The sequence below is a fragment of the Streptomyces sp. NBC_01450 genome, from assembly GCF_036227505.1.
GTDB lineage: Bacteria > Actinomycetota > Actinomycetes > Streptomycetales > Streptomycetaceae > Streptomyces.
Genome location: NZ_CP109480.1, coordinates 1,304,695 through 1,322,907, shown reverse-complemented (window position 1 = coordinate 1,322,907; position 18,213 = coordinate 1,304,695). Strand labels below are relative to the sequence as shown.

The following is an 18,213-nucleotide window of genomic DNA, read 5'->3' as shown; positions in this document are numbered from 1 at the left end:
GGTGGCCACGTACGGGGGACGCCCCCAGGGCCCGGTTCACGTCCGGGCACGTACCATTGCGGCATGTCCTTCCTCCGCCGCCGCAGCGCCACGCCCGCCGGGCCCGACTTCGACGTTCTGGCCATGGACCCGGGTGACTGGCCGGGCAATCTCGGCGCGGGTCTGCTGCCCGCCCCCGACGGCAGCTGCCAGGGTGTCTTCCTGCGCTATGACCTGTTCGGCGGCCGCGGCCCCGCGATGATCATCGGCAATCTGCCCGAGGGGTCCCCGGCCCGCGAGGTGGCCGAGGACGAGATCCCCTTCGAGGTGGCCCAGCTGCTGCTGGCGCTGGAGAACGACGAGGAGGTCACCGTCACCGGGACCGAGGACATCCCGGTGATGCAGGGTGACGGTCTCCTCATCGTGCGCCGTCTCAAGCTCTCCGAGACCCGCATCTCCTGCGTGCAGTTCGACCGCGACGACAACGTCCTGGTGACCATCGCCGCCTGGGACCGCCCCATCACCGACGATCTGTACGCCCTGCTCAAGCCCCTGCCCCCGGAGCTGTTCCAGCAGGGCTGAGGCCCCGGCGCCGCGTTCAGACGGCCGGCTGCCACCCGAGCGCCGGACCGAGCCCGGTGGCGATGTCGGTGAGGATCTGCACGTAGTCCTCGTGCCCGAAGGTGAACGGCAGCGCGAACGCGACCTCGTCGACCTCCTGGAACGCGGCGTGCGCGTACAGCCGTTCGGCGATCTCGTCGGAGGTGCCGACGAGATCGGGCGCGAACATCATCCGGGCCGGGCCCTGCGGAGTCGCGGTACGAGGAGTGCGCTTGAGGGCGTACTCCTCGTACTTCTTGCGCTGTTCGGGTGAGGCGCTGTCGGTGGGGATGACGACGAGTCCCTGTGACACACGGGCGCGGTCGCCGTCGGGGTGGTGGGCGCGGAAGGTCCGGATGTGCGACCGCTGGATCTCGGCGAAGTCCTCGGACTCCTCCGCCTTGACGACACTGCTGGTCAGCAGGTTCATCCCGTGTTCGCCCGCCCACTGCGCGGAGCGCAGGCTGCCGCCGCCGTACCACATGCGTCGCCCCAGACCCGCGGCGTGCGGCTGGACTCGGTCGGAGAACACCTCGAAGCCCTCGACGCCGCTGAAGTCGGTCGCCGGCTCGCCGCGCACGAAATCCAGCAGCCGTTCGACCCGCGCGTAGCTGAAGTCCTCGACGCCGCCGGTGTCCGGGTACAGAGCCTCCTTGACCTGGTCGTAGTGCATCGGCGGGCCGACGCTGACGCCCGGGTTGAGGCGGCCCCCGGACAGGATGTCGACCGTCGCCAGGTCCTCGGCCAGCCGCAGCGGGTTCTCCCAGCCCACCGGGATGACCGCCGTCCCCAGCTCGATCCGGCTGGTGCGCTGCGAGGCGGCGGCCAGGACCGCGACGGGGGAGGAGATCCCGTACTGCAGATGGCGGTGTCGCACCCACGCGCTGTCGAATCCCAGCCGCTCACCGAGCTCGATGATCTCCAGCGTCGACTCGTGGCCACGCCGCGGGTCGGCCTCGTCGAACAACCCGATGGTCAGGAAGCCCAGCTTCCGCAAGGGGTGTGAGGGCAGTGGCACGGGGCTCCTCCAACGTTCGCGATGATCTCTGTTGAACAGTCGAACGTCAGCGCCACGCCGACTATGCCCATGGTGGCAGGCGGTTTCCGCGCTCCCGCCCCATGTTCGCGGAGTCCGCGGGGTGGCGCGGTTGCGACATGTCCCATCCGCGCCATCGGGAAGCGGTGACATCACATCCGGCGGCGGCGGATTCTGTGCAGCACCCGCATGAAGATCTCCTCGCGCGCACAACCATGCATGGAAAGGTGCTGACCTGATGAGACGGATCCGCCTCGCGGCGGTGATATCGGCCGGCCTGGCGCTGACCGCCGGCGGCATGCCGACGGCGGCCGGTGCCGCTGGTGTGCCCAGTACGGCCGGGACGACCACGACGGCAACAGCGGCCACGGCTGCCTCGGCGGGAACCTCGCCCGGCGCCGGCGCCACCGTACGGCTGATCACGGGCGACCGTGTCACCGTCACGACGGACAGCGACGGCAAGCGGATCGCCGCCGTCGAGCCCGGCAGCGGCAGAAGCGGCATCCTGTTCCGGACCGTGGAGCAGGACGGCGACCTCACGGTCATGCCCTCCGACGCCCAGGACCTGGTCTCCGCCGGGCGCCTGGACCGGCAGCTGTTCAACGTCAGCGCGCTCATCAAGCAGAAGTACGACACGGCGCACACCGACGCCCTCCCCCTGATCATCGGCCGACCGGACGGCGTCCCGGCCTCCGCGGTACGCAGGCTCACCACACTGACCGAGGACGACGCGCCCGCCCGGGGCCTGGACAGCATCGACGCGCAGGCGGTCCGGATCTCCGACGGCGACCTGGGCCGGTTCTGGAAACAACTCGCCCCCACCCCGAACACGGTGAGCGCCGCGCGTGTGGCCGCCACGCCCAGGATCTGGCTGGACGGCCGGGTGGACGCCGCCCTCGACCGCAGCACCGCACAGATCAACGCCCCGGCGGTCTGGAAGGCCGGGTACGACGGCAGGTCCGTCAAGGTGGCGGTCCTCGACACCGGTGTCGACCAGACCCACCCGGACCTGGCCGGACGCATCAGCGAGGCGAAGGACTTCTCCGGCAGCTCCGGCACCGGTGACGTCTTCGGCCACGGCACCCACGTCGCCTCCACGGTCGGCGGGACCGGCGCCGCGTCAGGCGGCCTCCGCAAGGGGGTGGCCCCGGGCGCCGACCTGCTGATCGGCAAGGTCCTGGGTGACGACGGCTTCGGAACCGAGTCGCAGGTCATCGACGGCATGGAGTGGGCCGCCTCCGAGGGCGCCAAGGTCGTCAACATGAGCCTGGGCTCGGACGAGGTGAGCGACGGCACCGACCCCATGAGCCTCGCCGTCGACGAACTCAGCAGCTCCAGCGGCGCCCTGTTCGTGGTGGCGGCCGGCAACAGCGGAGAGCAGGGCCAGGAAACCATCGGATCGCCCGGCGCCGCGGACGCCGCACTGACCGTGGGCGCGGTGGACCGGGACGACTCACTCGCAGCGTTCTCCAGCCGCGGTCCGCGCCACGGCGACCGCGCGGTCAAGCCCGACGTCACCGCGCCGGGCGTGGGCATCGTGGCGGCACGCGCCGCGGGCACCACCATGGGCGACCCGGTGGACCAGTACTACGTGGCGGCCTCCGGTACGTCGATGGCCACCCCGCATGTGACGGGCGCCGCCGCGCTGCTCGCCCAGGCGCATCCCACCTGGAGCGGACAGCAGCTCAAGGACGCGCTCGTCAGCACGGCGCACACCGTCGAGGGACAGCAGGTGACCGAGGAGGGCGGCGGCCGCGTCGACGTGGCCGCGGCGGCTCTCGGACCGGTCACCGCCACCGGGAGTGTGGCCCTCGGGCCCTACGGGACCGGCGGCGACGACAGCGCCCCGCGCACGACCACCGCCCGCTACACCAACACCTCGGACAAGGAAGTCACCCTCGCCCTCGCCGCGCACCTGGCGACCAGCGGCGGCCGGGACCTCGCGGCCGGTGCGCTGCGACTCGGCTCCGACACGGTGCGGATCACCGCCGGCGCCACGGTGGACGTGCCGCTGACGGTGGACCCCTCCCTGGCCGGCCGGGGCGACTACTACGGCTATGTCACCGCCGCCACGAGCGACGGCGCGGTCAAGGTCCACACCACGGTCAGCATCGTGGTGCACGGCCCCGTCCACAAGCTCACCGTCACCACCTACGACCACACCGGCAAGCGCGTCCAGGCGCTGCCCACCATCTGGGGCCCGGACGGATTCGTCGGCTACGTCAGCACCGAGCCGGCCGTCGCCGAAGTCGAGGAAGGGACCTACCAACTCGACTATTCCAGCCTGGACACGGTCGACGACGGCCAGGAGCTGCGCCAGGTCGTCCTGCCGGAGGTGAAGGTCACCAAGGACATGGCGGTCACCCTGGACGCCCGCAAGACCACCCGGGTCGACATCCGCACACCCCGGCCCGCCGAACAGCGCGGCATCCTCAACTACCAGACCTACCGGCAGATCGACGGACACAGCCTCCTCCAGGGCACGATGTACTTCGACCTCGCCAAGCGGCTCTACGTCAGCCCCACCGCGGCCGTCACCGACGGCACCTTCGAGTTCGCCTCGCGCTGGCAGCTGGTCGCCCCGCTGATCGAGGCGAAAGTCTCGGGCGGTGACCTCGCCCTCAACCCGTACTACATGCCGAGTTCACCACTGTTCGACGCCGGCACCACCTTGACCGCCGTGGACGCGGGCACGTTCGACAAGCCCGACTTCAGCGGGGCCCGCGGCAAACTCGCGATCGTCCGCAACGAACAGGGCACGAACGAAAGGCAGTTGGCCCAGCAGGCGGCCGCCGCGGGCGCACGCGGACTGGTGATGACCCACTTCGCCGACATCGCCTGGACGCGCTGGAGCCCCGACGGCGAACGCAACGCCGTGCCGACCGTCCGCATCGGCAAGGCGGTGGGCGCCGCCCTGCTCGACCGGCTGAAGAAGCACCCGGCCACCACCGTCCGATTCACCGGAACGGCGAAGAGCCCGTACCTCTACGACGTCATGCAGACGTCCTCCCAACAGATACCTCGGCACGTGGTGTACACGGTCTCAGAGCGCAACAGCGCGGTGCTGCGGACCACCTACGCCGACAACGGAGGAGCACCCTGGGCCAGTGAGCAGCGGTTCGCCTGGCGCCCCTACCAGGACACCGCCTGGCTGCAGTACACCCGCTACGTGCCGACGGGCTTCGCCCGCACCGAGTACGTCAGCGCGAACGACACGACCTGGCAGCACCTGGTGCATCACACGACCACGTTCGACGTCGACATGCCGCTGGCCGTGGGCATGAAGGACAGGCCCCGCACCTACCGGGCAGGCCAACAGCCGGCAGAGCGCTGGCAGGGGGCCGTGGTGCGTCCCTCGATCCCCAAGGGCATCGCGACGCCCTCCGTACGGACCGGAGACGTACTGGCCCTGCGCATCCCGGAGTTCACCGACTCCACGGCGGGCCACTGGTCACGGCTGCTCGCCGGTGGTGGCGGTGGGGTGGGCGGATTCGCCACGGCCTCCGACGCGTCGGGCGGTGACACGGCCGCCGCGGCGCTCTACCGCGACGGGGTGAAGGTCGCCGACGCCGACAGCGCCTGGACCGATTTCGAGGTGACCCCGGGCGCGGCCGACTACCGGCTGGACCTGACGACCTCGCGCGTGGACGACGAGTGGGCGTTCGGGACGCGTACCGACACCTCCTGGGGCTTCCGGTCCGCGACCACGGCCACGGCGACACCGCTGTCCCTGCTGCAACTCGACTACGACGTACCGGTCGACGCGCACAACGCGGTGGGAGCCGGGCGCACACACACCATCGGCCTGGCCGTCCGCGCCCAGGACGGGCAGTCCGCCCCGCGCGGAGTGTCCCTGCGGGTGGAGGTGTCCTACGACGGCGGCAGGCACTGGAGCGGAGCGGCCGTGAAGGACCGCGGGCACGACGCGTTCCGCGCCACCGTCACCCGGCCCTCCGGCCACGGCGACGCGTATGTGACCCTGCGTGTCACGGCGCGCGACCGGCTCGGCAACAGCGTCCGACAGACAGTGGAACGCGCCTACCTGCAACGGGGGTAGCCGCGACGGCGGACAGCGCACACGGCGGGTGCACGGCAGAGCGACGTGGCCGTGCACCCGCCGCCCGTCCACCCGGATGCAGTACGGTGTTCAACTGTTGGACGGGGCGGGACCAAGGAGAACACCGTGACACTGGAAGCCGCCGGGGTCACCGATGCCGAGGAGTCCGCCTACCGGATCCTGGTGACGATGAGCAACGCCTCGGCGGGCGACTTCGCGATCCGATCCGATGCCACCGTCGCGGAGGCCGCACAGACCCTCGAGGCGCTCACGGCCAAGGGACTGGCCAGCCACACCGACGGGTCACCACGGCTCTACCGGGCCACACCACCCGACGTGGCCCTCATGCCCCGGCTCAAACGCAACGCCGACGCCCTCGACCAGGCTCGCGCCACGACCACCGCCCTGCTGGCGACCTACCGGGACACCATGCGCCGACGCGACGCCGGTGAGCTCATCGAGGTGATCACCGGGGCGGACGCGCTGCGCCAGCACCTCTTCCGCATCCAGGCGGACACCCGCGACGAGATGCTGTGGTTCTGCAAGGCCCAGTACGTGGCCATGCCGTCGGGCAGCAACCAGGCGGAGTTCGAAGCCCTGGCCCGCGGCGTGCGTTATCGAGCCCTCTACGAGAAGGCGTTCTTCGACGACGAGGGAGCCGTGGACAACGTTATCGAGGGCGTACGGGCCGGTGAAGTCGCCCGCGCGGTACCCCATCTGCCCCTGCGGCTCGCCGTGTCCGACCGCGCCATCGCCATCTGCCCCCTCGTGCCCGGTGGTCCTTACGGCAGCCCCGAGGAACCCACCGCGGCCCTCGTGCGCGACAGCAGTCTCCTCGCCGCGCTCATCGCACTCTTCGAACGCTACTGGGACGACGCCGTCCCTCTGCGCGTCGACGACTCCGGAACGGTCAGCGGCACCGACGGGACGTCCGGCGCCGACTCTCTCTCCAGCACGGACCGACGGCTGCTCTCCCTGCTCGTCGCGGGCGTCACGGACAAGGCGATCGCCTCGCAAATGGGCCTGAGCAGGCGTACGGTCCAACGTCACATCCAGCAACTGATGACGTTCGCCGGGGCGGCCACCCGTATGCAACTGGCCTGGCAGGCCGCTCGCCGGGACTGGGTGTAGCGCGGACGGGCCCGGCGCCCGTCTCCCGGCCGTACGTGCCCGCCAGCAAGAGGAGTCCCCATGACCGACGGTTCACTCATCGTGGAAAGCCTGAAGGTCGGTACCCACCTGAAGGATCTGAGGATAGAAACCCGGGAGATCTATCGGTTCCGTCCGCAGAACGTCGGGGCCGGGCAGCCGGACGTCTGGACGGTCATCGAGTTCAGTGTGGCGGCGGCGCGCGCGGCGGAGGTCGCCGAGGCGATCTCGGAGGCATTGGACCAGCCGGGTTGGTACGCCGATCTGCGGTCCGCCGACGAGACGTTCGTGGTGTTCCCGGGGCGGGTCCTGCGGTACGCGCGGGGCGACCGCGCGGCACGGGCCGAGGCCCGGGCGGTGGGCTGGACCTTCGGGGTCCCGGAACACCAGCTCGACTGGTCGGAGTAGCGAGGGTACGCGAGCCGGGAGGCCGGGGCGCTGTCAGCGGCCCGGCCTCCAGCTCCCGGCCCCTATGTGCGCGAGCGCGTCACGTTCACGTCCGCCGCCCGGACGAACGCCACCCGGTGGCCGAACTGGATCTCGTAGTACATGTCCTTGCCGATCACGACCTTGTGCGGTGCCGTGTCGAAGGTCGGCGCGTAGAAGTACTCGCCCGGCACCTTGTCACCGGCGGCGTACTTCTGGCCCGCCGGGATCTTGTACGGGAGCGGTGAGACGGCCTGGACGGGGACGCCCGCCGGGTATGCCGCAGACTCCGGATAGGCGCGCCCGTACACGGGGATCTGCGTGAGGCCCGCCTTGGGGGTCACGACCTGGCCCGAGGCGTTCACCGCTGTCGGCCGGCTCTGCGGGTTCTTGAACCAGGCCTTCTGGCCCAGGTACCAGATCGCCGTCCAGTCGCCGTCACGGTCCGCGACCGCGTACTGCTGTCCGGTGGAGACCCGGGAACCCACGTCGTTCACGTCGATCGTCGAGTCGTTGCCGTTGGGACGCAGCCCGATGTCCTTGATCAGGGCCGAGGTCTCGTCCGGCCGGGAGTAGAGCCGCACCTCGCTGGAGCCGTGCGCCGCGCATGCCTCGCCGCTGGTGACACAGCCCGTGTACCGGGGCTGGTTCGCCGCGAAGTCCGGCAGCACGGTGACCAGGCCGCCACTCGTCTTCGTCGCAGGCTTGAAGGGGTGGCCGAGCAGGGTGAAGTAGTGCTGCCAGTCCCAGTACGGGCCCGGGTCCGTGTGCATGCCGGGGATGGTCGACGTGGTCGGACCGGGCACGTTCTCGTGGCCCAGGATGTGCTGGCGGTCCAGCGGAACGCGGTACTTGTCGGCGAGGTAGTTCACGAGCCGCGCCGAGGCGCGGTACATCGCCTCCGTGTACCAGGCGTCCGGCGAGGCGAGGAACCCCTCGTGTTCCAGGCCGATCGACTTGGCGTTGATGTACCAGTTCCCCGCGTGCCAGGCCACGTCCTTCGCCTTCACATGCTGGGCGATGTGACCGTCGGTCGAGCGCAGGGTGTAGTTCCACGACACGTAGGCCGGGTCCTGGACCAGCTTCAGAGAGCCGTCCCAGGTGCCCTCCGTGTCATGGATGACGATGTACTTGATGCTCTGCGACGCGGGCCGGTCACCGAGGTCGTGGTTCCCGTAGTCACTGCCGCCGAACTCGGTGTACGGAGCCGGGATCCACTCGCAGGACACGGACGTGGGGCACTCGGTGTTCGCGGCGGAGACGGTACGCAGCCCCGCCCGCCGCAGCTGCGCGGTGTCGGGGCTCAGTCCGGGCCGGGCGGTGAGCGCGACCCGCTGACCGGCGTCCGTGGTGCGCTCCTCGCCCTGGCGGATCACCTCGTAGACGTCATTGGCGTAGGTCGCCGCGGTCGCGGTGTCGTCCGCGCCGGAGAAGCGTGCCACCGCGCCGTACCAGTCGGCCGCGTCGTCACTCAGCGGCTCGCCGAGGTCCTTCTGCTCGGCGGCGAGGAGCGCGGCCCCGCCCGCCACGTTCGCGGCGGCCTCGGTACGCAGCCGCTCTTCGGGCAGGCCGGTGAGCCGGGCCGCCTTCGGCAACGTCTTCAGCCGGTCCGGGAGTTGGGAGTTCTGCGGCACCTGGGTGGTGGGCAGCAGGGACGGGCGCGAGCTGTCGCCACGGGCGTCCTCCGTGCCCTCGCTGTGGTGCGGGGCCTTCGCGATGGCCGTCCGCGCGTCGGTGAGATGCATGGGGCCGTAGCCGCCGCTGACACTCGGCGCGCCCGCGTGCGCGTCCCAGCGGGACTGGAGGTAGGAGACGCCGAGCAGGACGCTCAGCGGCACGTGGTACTCGGCGGCAGCGCCGGCGAAGGCCTGCTGGAGCTCCGCGGAGGACGCCTGCGCGGTGCTGCTCGAGGGGGCCGCGCCGAGCAGCGGCAACAACAAAGCCGCCGAGGCGACGGCGCCCGCGGTGCGGCGCGCGCGTCTGTGCCCGGCAGTGGCCTCGGGGTCGATGAGAGATCCTCGCAATGCAGCCTCCTGGGACGGTCGAGCGCGGTGGAGCGTGCGGGGCCGATCGTGGGTCAGTGGTATCGGCTCTCCGACGATCCGTCAATCTTGCCCAGGAGCAGGCGATTTCCCTTGTCAAGACGGGACGAACGGGATTTCGTGGCGGCATCGGGACGGCCTGCAAGGCGTCAGTGGAGTGGACCCCTGGCGCGAACGGGTGAAGATGCCCGCGAGAGTGATGCCGACGGGGGAAGAGCCGCTCGCCGTACATCGGTGCCGCACGGAAGTCCTCGCACGACGAAGGCCCGCAGCGCGCCGCCGTTCAGGCGCACCGCGGGCCTTCCTCCCCGTCAACGAGTGCCGACCGCCGCTCGAACGGCCCGACGGGCCATCTGGCAGTCGTCGTGCAGCCGCCGCAGCAGCAGCCGCTGTTCCTCGTCGGACGGCGCAGCACCCGGGTGGGCCGGTCCCGGTGCCGCCGGGGTCGAGTCGTGCATCGAACGCTGCACGGCGGTCTCGTACGTACGGATCTCCCGGGTCAGTACGAGCATCAGGTTCACCAGGAAGGCGTCACGCGCCGCGGGACCGGCGGACTGCGCGAGCTGACTGATCTGACGGCGCGCCACGGGAGCGTCACCGAGGACCGCCCACAGCGTCGCCAGGTCGTAGCCCGGCAGGTACCAGCCCGCGTGCTCCCAGTCCACCAGTACGGGACCGGCCGGTGAGAGCAGGATGTTCGACAGCAACGCGTCCCCGTGACAGAACTGGCCCATGCCCTGTCGGCCCGCCGAGTGCGCGATGCCGTGCACCAGCTTCTGCAGGTCGCCCATGTCCCGGTCCGTGAGCAGACCCAGCTCATGGAAACGGGAGATCCGCTCCGCGTAGTCCAGCGGGGCGTCGAACGTCCCCGCCGGCGGCCGCCACGCGTTCAGCCGGCAGATCGCACCCAGTGCCGCACGGATGTCCGCGCGGGGCGGCGCCTCCGCCGGGTGCCGCTGCAGCGCGGCCACCCGCCCCGGCATCCGCTCGATCACGAGGGTGCAGTTGTCCGGGTCCGCCGCGATCAGCCGGGGCACCCGGACCGGCGGCCGATGCCGCACGAACGACCGGTATGCCGCTATTTCGTGCCTGATCCGCTCCGACCAGATCGGGGAGTGGTCCAGTAAACACTTGGCGACTGCCGTGCTGCGCCCCGTCGTGCCGACGAGGAGCACGGAGCGCCCGCTGCGGCGCAGTACCTGGACCGGAGTGAACTCCGGACAGATCCGGTGCACCGACGCGATCGCCGTGCGCAGCTGCGCGCCCTGGGGGCCGGACAAGTCGAGTCTCCCGCTGAGCGGTTGGGTGCCGAGCCCCGGAACGCGCCGCGTCCTGCCGGCGCCGAGCACGGGGGCCGCCGGTCGAGCGGGGTCGAGGTAGGGGCCACTGCCCGCCGCCGCCGGGCGGGGGTGAAGCGACCGGGGCGGAGCGGACACGGAGGACGATGCTGTGTACATGGGCGAAACAGATCCCTTCGTGTGCCTGCAAGTTGCTGCGCTACCCGCCCCGGCGGCCCTGGTGCACCCTGGGGGAATGTTCCTCGGCAACCGGGTCGGGGTGGCGCATTCCTACCTGACACCGGATGCCCAGTGGCAGACCATCTGGCGCACCCTGGCGAACCCTGGCGAATAGTCGCTCAGCAACTGACAGAGGGTTACTGTCAACTCAGCCGAGAACCTGGGGGCTTGACGTGAACGGACAACCCAACACTCGTCTGTCGGATCTGTTCGGCCTGGCCGGCTGGTCCAAGGGCGAACTCGCGAGGCTGGTCAACAAGCAGGCGGCGGCCATGGGTCACCCTCAGCTGGCGACCGACACCTCACGGGTGCGGCGTTGGATCGACATGGGAGAGATCCCGCGCGATCCGGTTCCGCGAGTGCTGGCGGTCCTTTTCACCGAGCGTCTCGGCCGTGTCGTGACCATCGAGGACCTCGGTCTGGTGCGGCACGGGCGTGTGGGGAAACGGCCGGGCGGCGGGAATGTGGAACATCCCGACGGAGTGCCGTGGGCGCCCGAGCGAACCGCTGCGGTCCTCACCGAATTCACGGGAATGGACCTCATGCTCAACCGACGCGGCTTGGTGGGCGCGGGCGCCGCGCTCGCCGCGGGATCCGCACTCAGCAGTGCTATGCACGACTGGCTCCACACCGATCCGGCCCTCGCGGCCGACGCCCCTGTCATCGACAATCCCCTGCACGCCGACCCCGCTGGGTTCGACCGCTACGAGGCCGCCCCCATCGGGTCGCAGGAGATCGAGGAACTGGAGCGCTCGGTCGAGGTGTTCCGGGCCTGGGACGCGGCCCGCGGCGGCGGGTTGCAACGCAAGGCCGTGGTGGGCCAGCTCAACGAAGTGGGAGGCATGCTCTCCTACCGACACCCCGACCATCTGCAGCGGCGCCTGTGGGGCGTCGCCGCCAATCTCGCCGTCCTCGCGGGCTGGATGTCGCACGACGTCGGCCTGGAGCCCACGGCCCAGAAGTACTTCGTCATCGCCGCGCACGCGGCCAGAGAAGGCGGCGACCGGCCGCGCGCCGGGGAGGCGCTCTCCCGTGCCGCCCGTCAGATGGTGCACCTGGGCCGGCCCGATGACGCCCTGGACCTGATGAAGCTCGCCAAGTCGGGCTCGGGTTCCGAGACGCTGCCGCGCACCCGGGCCATGCTCTACACCATCGAGGCCTGGGCTCAGGCGTCGATGGGCAAGGGCCAGGCCATGCGGCGCACCCTGGGGGAGGCGGAGGACCTCTTCGTCTCCGACAAGGGTGATGTGCCACCGCCGAGTTGGATGCAGATGTTCGACGAGGCGGACCTGCACGGCATGCAGGCCCTGGCCTACCGGACGCTCGCGGAGCACGACCCGGCCGCCGCGACCATGGCACAGCGCCACGCCAAGGAGGCGCTGCACCTGAGGGAGAACGGACGGCAGCGGTCACAGATCTTCGACTGGCTGTCGCTGGCCTCGGCGTGCTTCATCGCGGACGATCCCGAGCAGGCGGACCGCTATGCCCGGCTGGCCCTGGTGTCGATGGGGGCGAACTCCTCCCACCGCACCTGGGACCGACTGCGTGAGATGTACCGGCTCACCGCCGAGTACTCCGGCTACCCGAAGATCCACGAACTGCGTGAGGAGATCCAACTCGCCCTCCCCAAGAGCTCGCTCAGGCCGAAGCGCGGGGGCACCACCACACAGGCATGAGCACTCCCGCCCGTGTGCGCAGAACTTCTGCCCGTGTGCACAGAAGGGGTTCCAGGTCGGGTTCTACGAGCCGATCCTGGCGATGAGCACGCAGGCGTCGTCCTCGCGCTCACTCTCGCCGAATTCCTCCACAACGGTCCGTACGCAGTCCTGGGCCGTGCGGGCTCCGCGCAAGCGCGGGGCCAGGTCGATCAGCCGCTGGACGGCTTGTGCTCCGTACTGCCCGGTGACCAGTCCATCGGTGTACAGGAGCAGCAGGTCGCCGTCTTCGAGGGTCTCTTCGGCCTGCCCGTAGACGGCCCCTGAGGTCGCCCCGAGCAGCACGCCGTTGGGGGCTGCCAGCATGCGCCCCGTCCCGCCGCGGAACAGCAGCGGGGCGGGGTGTCCTGCCTGCGCCCAGGTGAGGGTGCGGGTCTCGGGCCGGTAGCGGCAGCAGACGGCGCTGCCGAGGGCCGGCTGCACCGAGGCGTCGAGCAACTGGTTGAGCCAGGACATGAGCTGCCCGGGCTGGGCGCCCGTGACGGCCATGCCGCGCAGGGCGCCGAGCAGCATCGCCATGCCCGAGGCGACGGTGACCCCCTGCCCGGTGAGGTCACCGACGCTCAACAGCGTTGCCCCGTCGGAGAGTTCCAGCGCGTCGTACCAGTCGCCGCCGATCAGCGCGCTGGTCGAGCAGGGCAGATAGCGGGCGGCGAGGTCCAGGGCCTCGGGACCCCGTTGCGGGAAGCGCAGGGAGCCGCGCCAGGGAGGCAGCACGGCCTCCTGCAACTGGACCGCGAGCCGGTGCTCGCTCTGCGCGTGGTGCCGGTACAGCTGCAGCGACTCACGGGTCTCACTCACCGTCCGCTGGCTGCGGCGCAGTTCGCTGACGTCGCGCAGGACGGCCCACATCGCGGCGGTGCTGCCGTCGGCGTCGAGTATCGGCTCGCCCATCATGTGCACGGTCCGCACCCCGCCGTCGGGGCGCACGATGCGGAACTCGCCGTCGATGGGCTTCGCGTCGACGAGGCAGTCCGTGACCATGGCCGTCAGCATCGGCCGGTCCTCGTCGAGCACCAGCGACGGCAGTTCGTCAAGGGTGAGCGGGGGAGCAGCGGGGTCGCGGCCCAGGATGTCGTACAACTCTCCGGACCAACTGGCCTCGTCCGTGAGCAGGTTCCACTCGGCGCTGCCCACCCGGCTGAGCAGCGAGCCGCGCGGGGTCACCGCCGGTGCGGCCGGTGCGGCGGGCGTGGTGACCGGCTCCGGGGGCACGGGCGGAGGTCCGTCCCGCAACTGTGCCAAGTGCTCGTCGAGGTCGTTGAGTTGGTGCATCGCCAGATCGCACAGTGCACGCTGCCAGCGTCCCTGGGGGTCCGCGCCGTCGAGGGGAGCGTCCCGCCGTACGGCGTCCATCTCGCCGCGCAGCCGTCGCGTCTGCGAAATGAGCGCGTCGACCGTGCCGCGTTGGGGCGGCTGGGCGGCTGGGCGGTCCGCAGAGAGATGGGACGGCATGACGCACTCCGATGGGGGGACGGTACGACCAAGGCTGGGCGGAAGGACCGTTACGACTGTTGCACAGCCCGCGACGCCCTGTAAGGGATTTGGCAACACACGATCCGGTGGTGCTTCTGGCATATGCCGCAGTCCAGACGGACGGGCTGACCGGCACGGATTCGGTACGCGGGTCGCGCGCCCAAGTCGTAGAAAGCGTACGTGACTTGAGGGAGGTCAGGGGTAGCCGGGACCCCTCTTCATTCTTGTGTTCGACGATCATATGTGCGGGACCTGCTCATGCTCGGGAACAGGCTCCCCCCGGTTCACAGCGAGCGGGCGAAGTCTCGCACTTCCTCCTCGTAGAGAGGCGTGGGATCGACGCCCATCGAGGCGAAGTTCTGCTCGATCTCCAGGCTCACCAGACCGTGCAGATGGGCCCAGAGCATCGTGGTCCGCGCGGCGACCGCCACCGGGACGTCCTCGACTTCGCGGAGCTTCAGCCACTCCCCGAACTGGCCCTCCGAGCCCTCCGGAGCCGCCGTGCCCGGGGCCGCCAGGGCGCTCGTCACGTTCAGTACGACGTTCATGGCCGGCTGGGAGGCCTCGACCAGCCGCGTGGACTGGGCGTCGTATCCCGGCAGGGGTGCCCGGAACAGCAGTCGGTAACGGTGTGGTTCGCTCCGCGCCCAGTCGCGGTAGGCCCGTACGACCGCGGCCAGGCGTGCGGTCGCGTCGCTCGCGGCGGCGCCGGCCGCGCGGGCCAAGGTGGCCGCCAGGTCGGCGTAGGCGTCGATGACCAGCTCGGTCAGCAGACTGTCCCGGTTGGCGAAGTAGCGGTAGAGGGCGGGCCCGGTCATGCCCAACTGCTTGGCGATGGCGTTGAGGGACAGTGCCTCCGGACCGCCGTCGGCCAGCTGCCGCAGTGCCGCGGCCTTGACCTCCTCCCGCACCTGCGCGCGGAACCGGTCGCGCGGTCCGGGTCCTGTCCGGCTCTCCGTGGCCATGTGATCGCCCTCTTCGTCTGTCCGTGGGGACTGCTCCTTGACGTATGCAGCATAGAGGAGCATGCTTTTGTTACAGTCTATAACGTAATCATGAACCGCTAACGAGATCCGCACGAGATCCGCACGCGCCCCGCGCCGGAACCCGCCGCCGGGGTGCTCCGGTGACGAGGGGGCGGGCGAATGACACCGATCAGGCGAAGAGGTCTCGTCGGGCTCGGCGCATCCGTGGCGGCGAGCGCCACGCCGGGCGTCGGCTCGCGTCCGGCTCCGGCCGCCGGCGCGAGGACCGGCACCATCTCGGACGTACGACACGTCGTCGTCCTCATGCAGGAGAACCGCAGCTTCGACCACTACTTCGGCCGTCTCAAGGGCGTCCGCGGCTTCGACGACCGCAGCGGCATCACCCTGTCCGGCGGGTACTCCGTCTTCGACCAGCCGAACGGCGGCGGACGGCAGTATCCGTGGAAGCTCAGCTCCACGCCCGCCGCGGGCGGCAAGGACGGCGAGACCCTCGCGCAGTGCAACGGCGAACTCCCGCACTCCTGGTCCTCGCAGCACTCCGCCTGGAACAAGGGCCGCCTCGACAACTGGGTCGCGGGCGTCGGCAACGTCCGCTCGCTCGGCTACCTCGACCGCTCCGACATCCCCTTCCACTACGCGCTCGCCGACCACTACACGATCTGCGACGCCTACTTCTGCTCCACCCTCAGCGCGACCGGCCCCAACCGCTCCTACCTGTGGAGCGGCAAGGTCGACGGCTCCAGCTACGACGGCGGCGACGAGTCCGGACTGACCTGGCAGAACTACGCCGAGGCGCTCCAGACGGCAGGAGTGACCTGGAAGGTCTACCAGAACGCGCGGGACAACTACGGCGACAACGGCTGCGCCTACTTCAAGAAGTTCGCCTCCGCCAAGGCGGGCGACCCGCTGCACGACCGCGGCATGGCCTCCGTGCCGAAGGTCACCGGCTCCACCCCCGACGACATCGCCGCCGCCATCAGGGCGGACGTCCTCGCCGGCAACCTGCCCCAGGTCTCCTGGGTGGTCGCCAACCAGGCGTTCTCCGAGCACCCCTATGCCCCGCCCGGCGACGGCGCCCACTTCGTCGACCTGGTGTACAGGGCGCTCGCCGCCGACCCGGACGTCTTCGACTCCACCGTCCTGTTCCTCGACTACGACGAGAACGACGGTTTCTTCGACCACGTGCCGCCCCCGGTCCCGCCCGCGAACACGGCGGGCGAGTTCCTCGACGGCACCCCGTACGGTCTCGGCTTCCGTGTCCCGATGCTCGTCATCTCGCCCTGGACGCACGGTGGTTGGGTCTCCTCGGAGGTCTTCGACCACACCTCGGTCCTGCGCTTCCTCGAGACGTGGACGACGGCGCTCGGCAAGCCCGCCGCCTGCCCCAACATCAGCGCCTGGCGCCGCAAGGTCACCGGCGACCTCACCGGAGTCTTCGACTTCACCGCCCCGGTCCACGGGACGGTCCCGCTGCCCGCCACGAGCGTCATCGGCATGGCCACCTGCCGTCCCCTGCCCAACCCGGTGCCCACCACCAACGCCCTGCCCGCCCAGGAGCCCGGCACCCGGCCCGCCCGCGCCCTGCCCTACCAGCCGAACGGCTACCTGGACCACCTGGAGTTCGAGGCCGGCGGCAAGATCCTCGCCTGGTTCACGATGGCCAACAAGGGCGCCCCGGCCGGCAGCGCCGCGCACTTCTCGATCCACCCGAACGCCTACCGCGACACCACCCCCTGGCAGTACACCGTCGACGCGGGTGGCACGGCCCGCGACCACTTCGACATCGGCTCGGGGTACGGCGACGGCAAGTACGACTTCACCATGGCCGGCCCCAACCGCTTCCTGCGCCGCTTCGCGGGCGACGCGACCCAGGCGGGCAAGTCGGCCGAGGTGAGCGCCCGTTACGCCACCGACCCCGGCACCGGCGAGACCGCCCTCTACCTCAGGATGACCAACTCCGCGGCCGGCCAGGTGAATTTCACGATCACCTCGAACCAGTACCGCGGCGACGGGCCGTGGACGTACACCGTCGCCGCGGACGGTGCGACCGAGGACTGCTTCAACGCCGTCGCGTACCAGAACGGCTGGTACGACTTCACGATCACCGTGGACTGCGACGCGAGCTGGTCGCGCCGGTTCACCGGGCACATCGAGACGGGCAGGGCGAGCGTCAGCGGCTGATCACGCGTAGAGGTCCGGGCGCGGGGCGAGTTCGACGCCCACCCGCTCGCCGCTCTCCAGGGCCCGGACCCCGGCCTCGGCGACGGCCGAGGCCGCGTACCCGTCCCAGGCGCTCGGTCCGGTCACCCGTCCGGCGCGGGTGGCGTCCACCCAGGCCTGCACCTCGCGGTCGTAGGCGTCGGCGAACCGTACGAGGTAGTCCTGCGCCACCTCCTCGCGGGCCCCGCCCGCCGTCGTCACCACCATGGTGTGCTCGTCCCCGATCCGCGCGCTCCCGGACTCGCAGACCGCCTCGCAGCGCACCTGGTAGCCGAAGCCGGAGTTCACGAAGACCTCGACGTCGACCAGAGTGCCGTCGGCGGTCTCGAACAGCACGAACTGGGGGTCGAGAAGACCTTCGGGGGCGCCCGAGGACGGCCGAGGGCGCACCACGGTCACGGCGGTCAGTTCCTGGTCGAGCAGCCAGCGCGCCACGTCGATCTCGTGCGAGACCGAGCTGTTGACGAGCATCGCCGAGGTGAAGCCGGGCGGGGAGGACACATTGCGGTGCGTGCAGTGCAGCATCAGCGGACGGCCCAGCCGCCGGCTGTCCAGCAGGGACTTCAGACGCTGGTACTCGGCGTCGTACCGGCGCATGAACCCGACCTGCACGAGCCGCCGGCCGAGCCGTGCCTCCGCGTCCACCACCCGCAGCGCCCCGGCAGAATCCGGCACCATCGGCTTCTCGCACAGCACCGGAAGGCCGCGCTCGAAGGCCGCGAGCAGCGCCTCCTCGTGCGCGGGCCCGGGGGAGGCGATCAACACCGCCTGTACGCCGGGCGCGTCGAGGGCCGCCGCGACCTCGGTGTGCACCGAGACGCCGTCGATCCCGGCCACGGCGTCCTTGGCGCGTCCGGTGTCGGGATCGGCCACCGCCGCGATGCGGGCGCCGTTCACCACCCGGTCGATCCGACGCACATGGTCGGCCCCCATGTGGCCCGTACCCAGGACCGCGACACCCAACAGCTCACTCACGCGCTCACCTCTCCGGCAGACAGCTCTCGAGGCGA

Annotated in this window: 12 protein-coding genes; 6 read left to right on the top strand and 6 right to left on the bottom strand. The window is 70.7% G+C overall.

The features are described 5' to 3' along the window. Window positions 1-63 precede the first annotated feature (63 nt). Window positions 64-561 (top strand): hypothetical protein, encoded by a 498-nt coding sequence (locus tag OG568_RS05920; protein ID WP_060898022.1) that lies wholly within the window; start codon window positions 64-66, stop codon window positions 559-561. Between the two features lie 16 nt (window positions 562-577). Here the strand turns inward: OG568_RS05920 and OG568_RS05915 are convergent, their stop codons facing one another. Then, the gene (locus tag OG568_RS05915; RefSeq protein WP_329530598.1) at window positions 578-1,597 is read right to left on the bottom strand and encodes an LLM class flavin-dependent oxidoreductase; all 1,020 of its coding nucleotides are present in this window, start codon (window positions 1,595-1,597) and stop codon (window positions 578-580) included. Between the two features lie 256 nt (window positions 1,598-1,853). Here OG568_RS05915 and OG568_RS05910 point away from each other — a divergent pair, with 256 nt between their 5' ends. From OG568_RS05910 to OG568_RS05900, 3 genes are all read left to right on the top strand, one after another. Continuing rightward, the gene (locus tag OG568_RS05910; protein ID WP_329530597.1) at window positions 1,854-5,672 is read left to right on the top strand and encodes a S8 family peptidase; all 3,819 of its coding nucleotides are present in this window, start codon (window positions 1,854-1,856) and stop codon (window positions 5,670-5,672) included. Between the two features lie 126 nt (window positions 5,673-5,798). Then, window positions 5,799-6,803 carry a helix-turn-helix domain-containing protein gene (locus tag OG568_RS05905; RefSeq protein WP_329530596.1) on the top strand — a complete coding sequence of 335 codons (1,005 nt, stop codon included), beginning with the start codon at window positions 5,799-5,801 and terminating at the stop codon, window positions 6,801-6,803. 60 nt (window positions 6,804-6,863) lie between these two features. Beyond that, window positions 6,864-7,229, top strand: coding sequence for a hypothetical protein (locus OG568_RS05900; protein ID WP_266589082.1), 366 nt, complete (start codon window positions 6,864-6,866; stop codon window positions 7,227-7,229). A gap of 62 nt (window positions 7,230-7,291) precedes the next feature. On the opposite strand, the gene OG568_RS05895 is transcribed toward OG568_RS05900, so the two are convergent. Beyond that, window positions 7,292-9,271, bottom strand: coding sequence for an N-acetylmuramoyl-L-alanine amidase (locus OG568_RS05895; protein WP_329530595.1), 1,980 nt, complete (start codon window positions 9,269-9,271; stop codon window positions 7,292-7,294). Window positions 9,272-9,600: 329 nt separating this feature from the next. Further along, window positions 9,601-10,746, bottom strand: a complete 1,146-nt coding sequence (locus OG568_RS05890; protein ID WP_329530594.1) for an aminoglycoside phosphotransferase family protein — start codon at window positions 10,744-10,746, stop codon at window positions 9,601-9,603. A 233-nt stretch (window positions 10,747-10,979) separates the two neighbouring features. Between OG568_RS05890 and OG568_RS05885 the strand changes: the two genes are divergently transcribed. Further along, window positions 10,980-12,482, top strand: coding sequence for a DNA-binding protein NsdB (locus OG568_RS05885; RefSeq protein ID WP_329360865.1), 1,503 nt, complete (start codon window positions 10,980-10,982; stop codon window positions 12,480-12,482). 63 nt (window positions 12,483-12,545) lie between these two features. Here the strand turns inward: OG568_RS05885 and OG568_RS05880 are convergent, their stop codons facing one another. Continuing rightward, window positions 12,546-13,976: a PP2C family protein-serine/threonine phosphatase gene (locus OG568_RS05880; protein ID WP_329530593.1), complete on the bottom strand. Its 1,431-nt coding sequence runs from the start codon at window positions 13,974-13,976 to the stop codon at window positions 12,546-12,548. 305 nt (window positions 13,977-14,281) lie between these two features. Beyond that, window positions 14,282-14,962, bottom strand: a complete 681-nt coding sequence (locus OG568_RS05875) for a TetR/AcrR family transcriptional regulator (RefSeq protein WP_329530592.1) — start codon at window positions 14,960-14,962, stop codon at window positions 14,282-14,284. A 180-nt stretch (window positions 14,963-15,142) separates the two neighbouring features. Here OG568_RS05875 and OG568_RS05870 point away from each other — a divergent pair, with 180 nt between their 5' ends. Next, window positions 15,143-17,164, top strand: coding sequence for a phosphocholine-specific phospholipase C (locus OG568_RS05870; RefSeq protein WP_329530591.1), 2,022 nt, complete (start codon window positions 15,143-15,145; stop codon window positions 17,162-17,164). Here the strand turns inward: OG568_RS05870 and OG568_RS05865 are convergent, their stop codons facing one another. After that, window positions 17,165-18,178 (bottom strand): Gfo/Idh/MocA family protein, encoded by a 1,014-nt coding sequence (locus OG568_RS05865; RefSeq protein WP_329530590.1) that lies wholly within the window; start codon window positions 18,176-18,178, stop codon window positions 17,165-17,167. Window positions 18,179-18,213: the final 35 nt, after the last annotated feature.

Coding starts and splice junctions, on each gene's coding strand:
- OG568_RS05880 (WP_329530593.1), bottom strand. CDS start 13,976: ATGCCGTCCCATCTCTCTGCGGACCGCCCAGCCGCCCAGCCGCCCCAA.
- OG568_RS05910 (WP_329530597.1), top strand. CDS start 1,854: ATGAGACGGATCCGCCTCGCGGCGGTGATATCGGCCGGCCTGGCGCTG.
- OG568_RS05890 (WP_329530594.1), bottom strand. CDS start 10,746: ATGTACACAGCATCGTCCTCCGTGTCCGCTCCGCCCCGGTCGCTTCAC.
- OG568_RS05920 (WP_060898022.1), top strand. CDS start 64: ATGTCCTTCCTCCGCCGCCGCAGCGCCACGCCCGCCGGGCCCGACTTC.
- OG568_RS05900 (WP_266589082.1), top strand. CDS start 6,864: ATGACCGACGGTTCACTCATCGTGGAAAGCCTGAAGGTCGGTACCCAC.
- OG568_RS05875 (WP_329530592.1), bottom strand. CDS start 14,962: ATGGCCACGGAGAGCCGGACAGGACCCGGACCGCGCGACCGGTTCCGC.
- OG568_RS05870 (WP_329530591.1), top strand. CDS start 15,143: ATGACACCGATCAGGCGAAGAGGTCTCGTCGGGCTCGGCGCATCCGTG.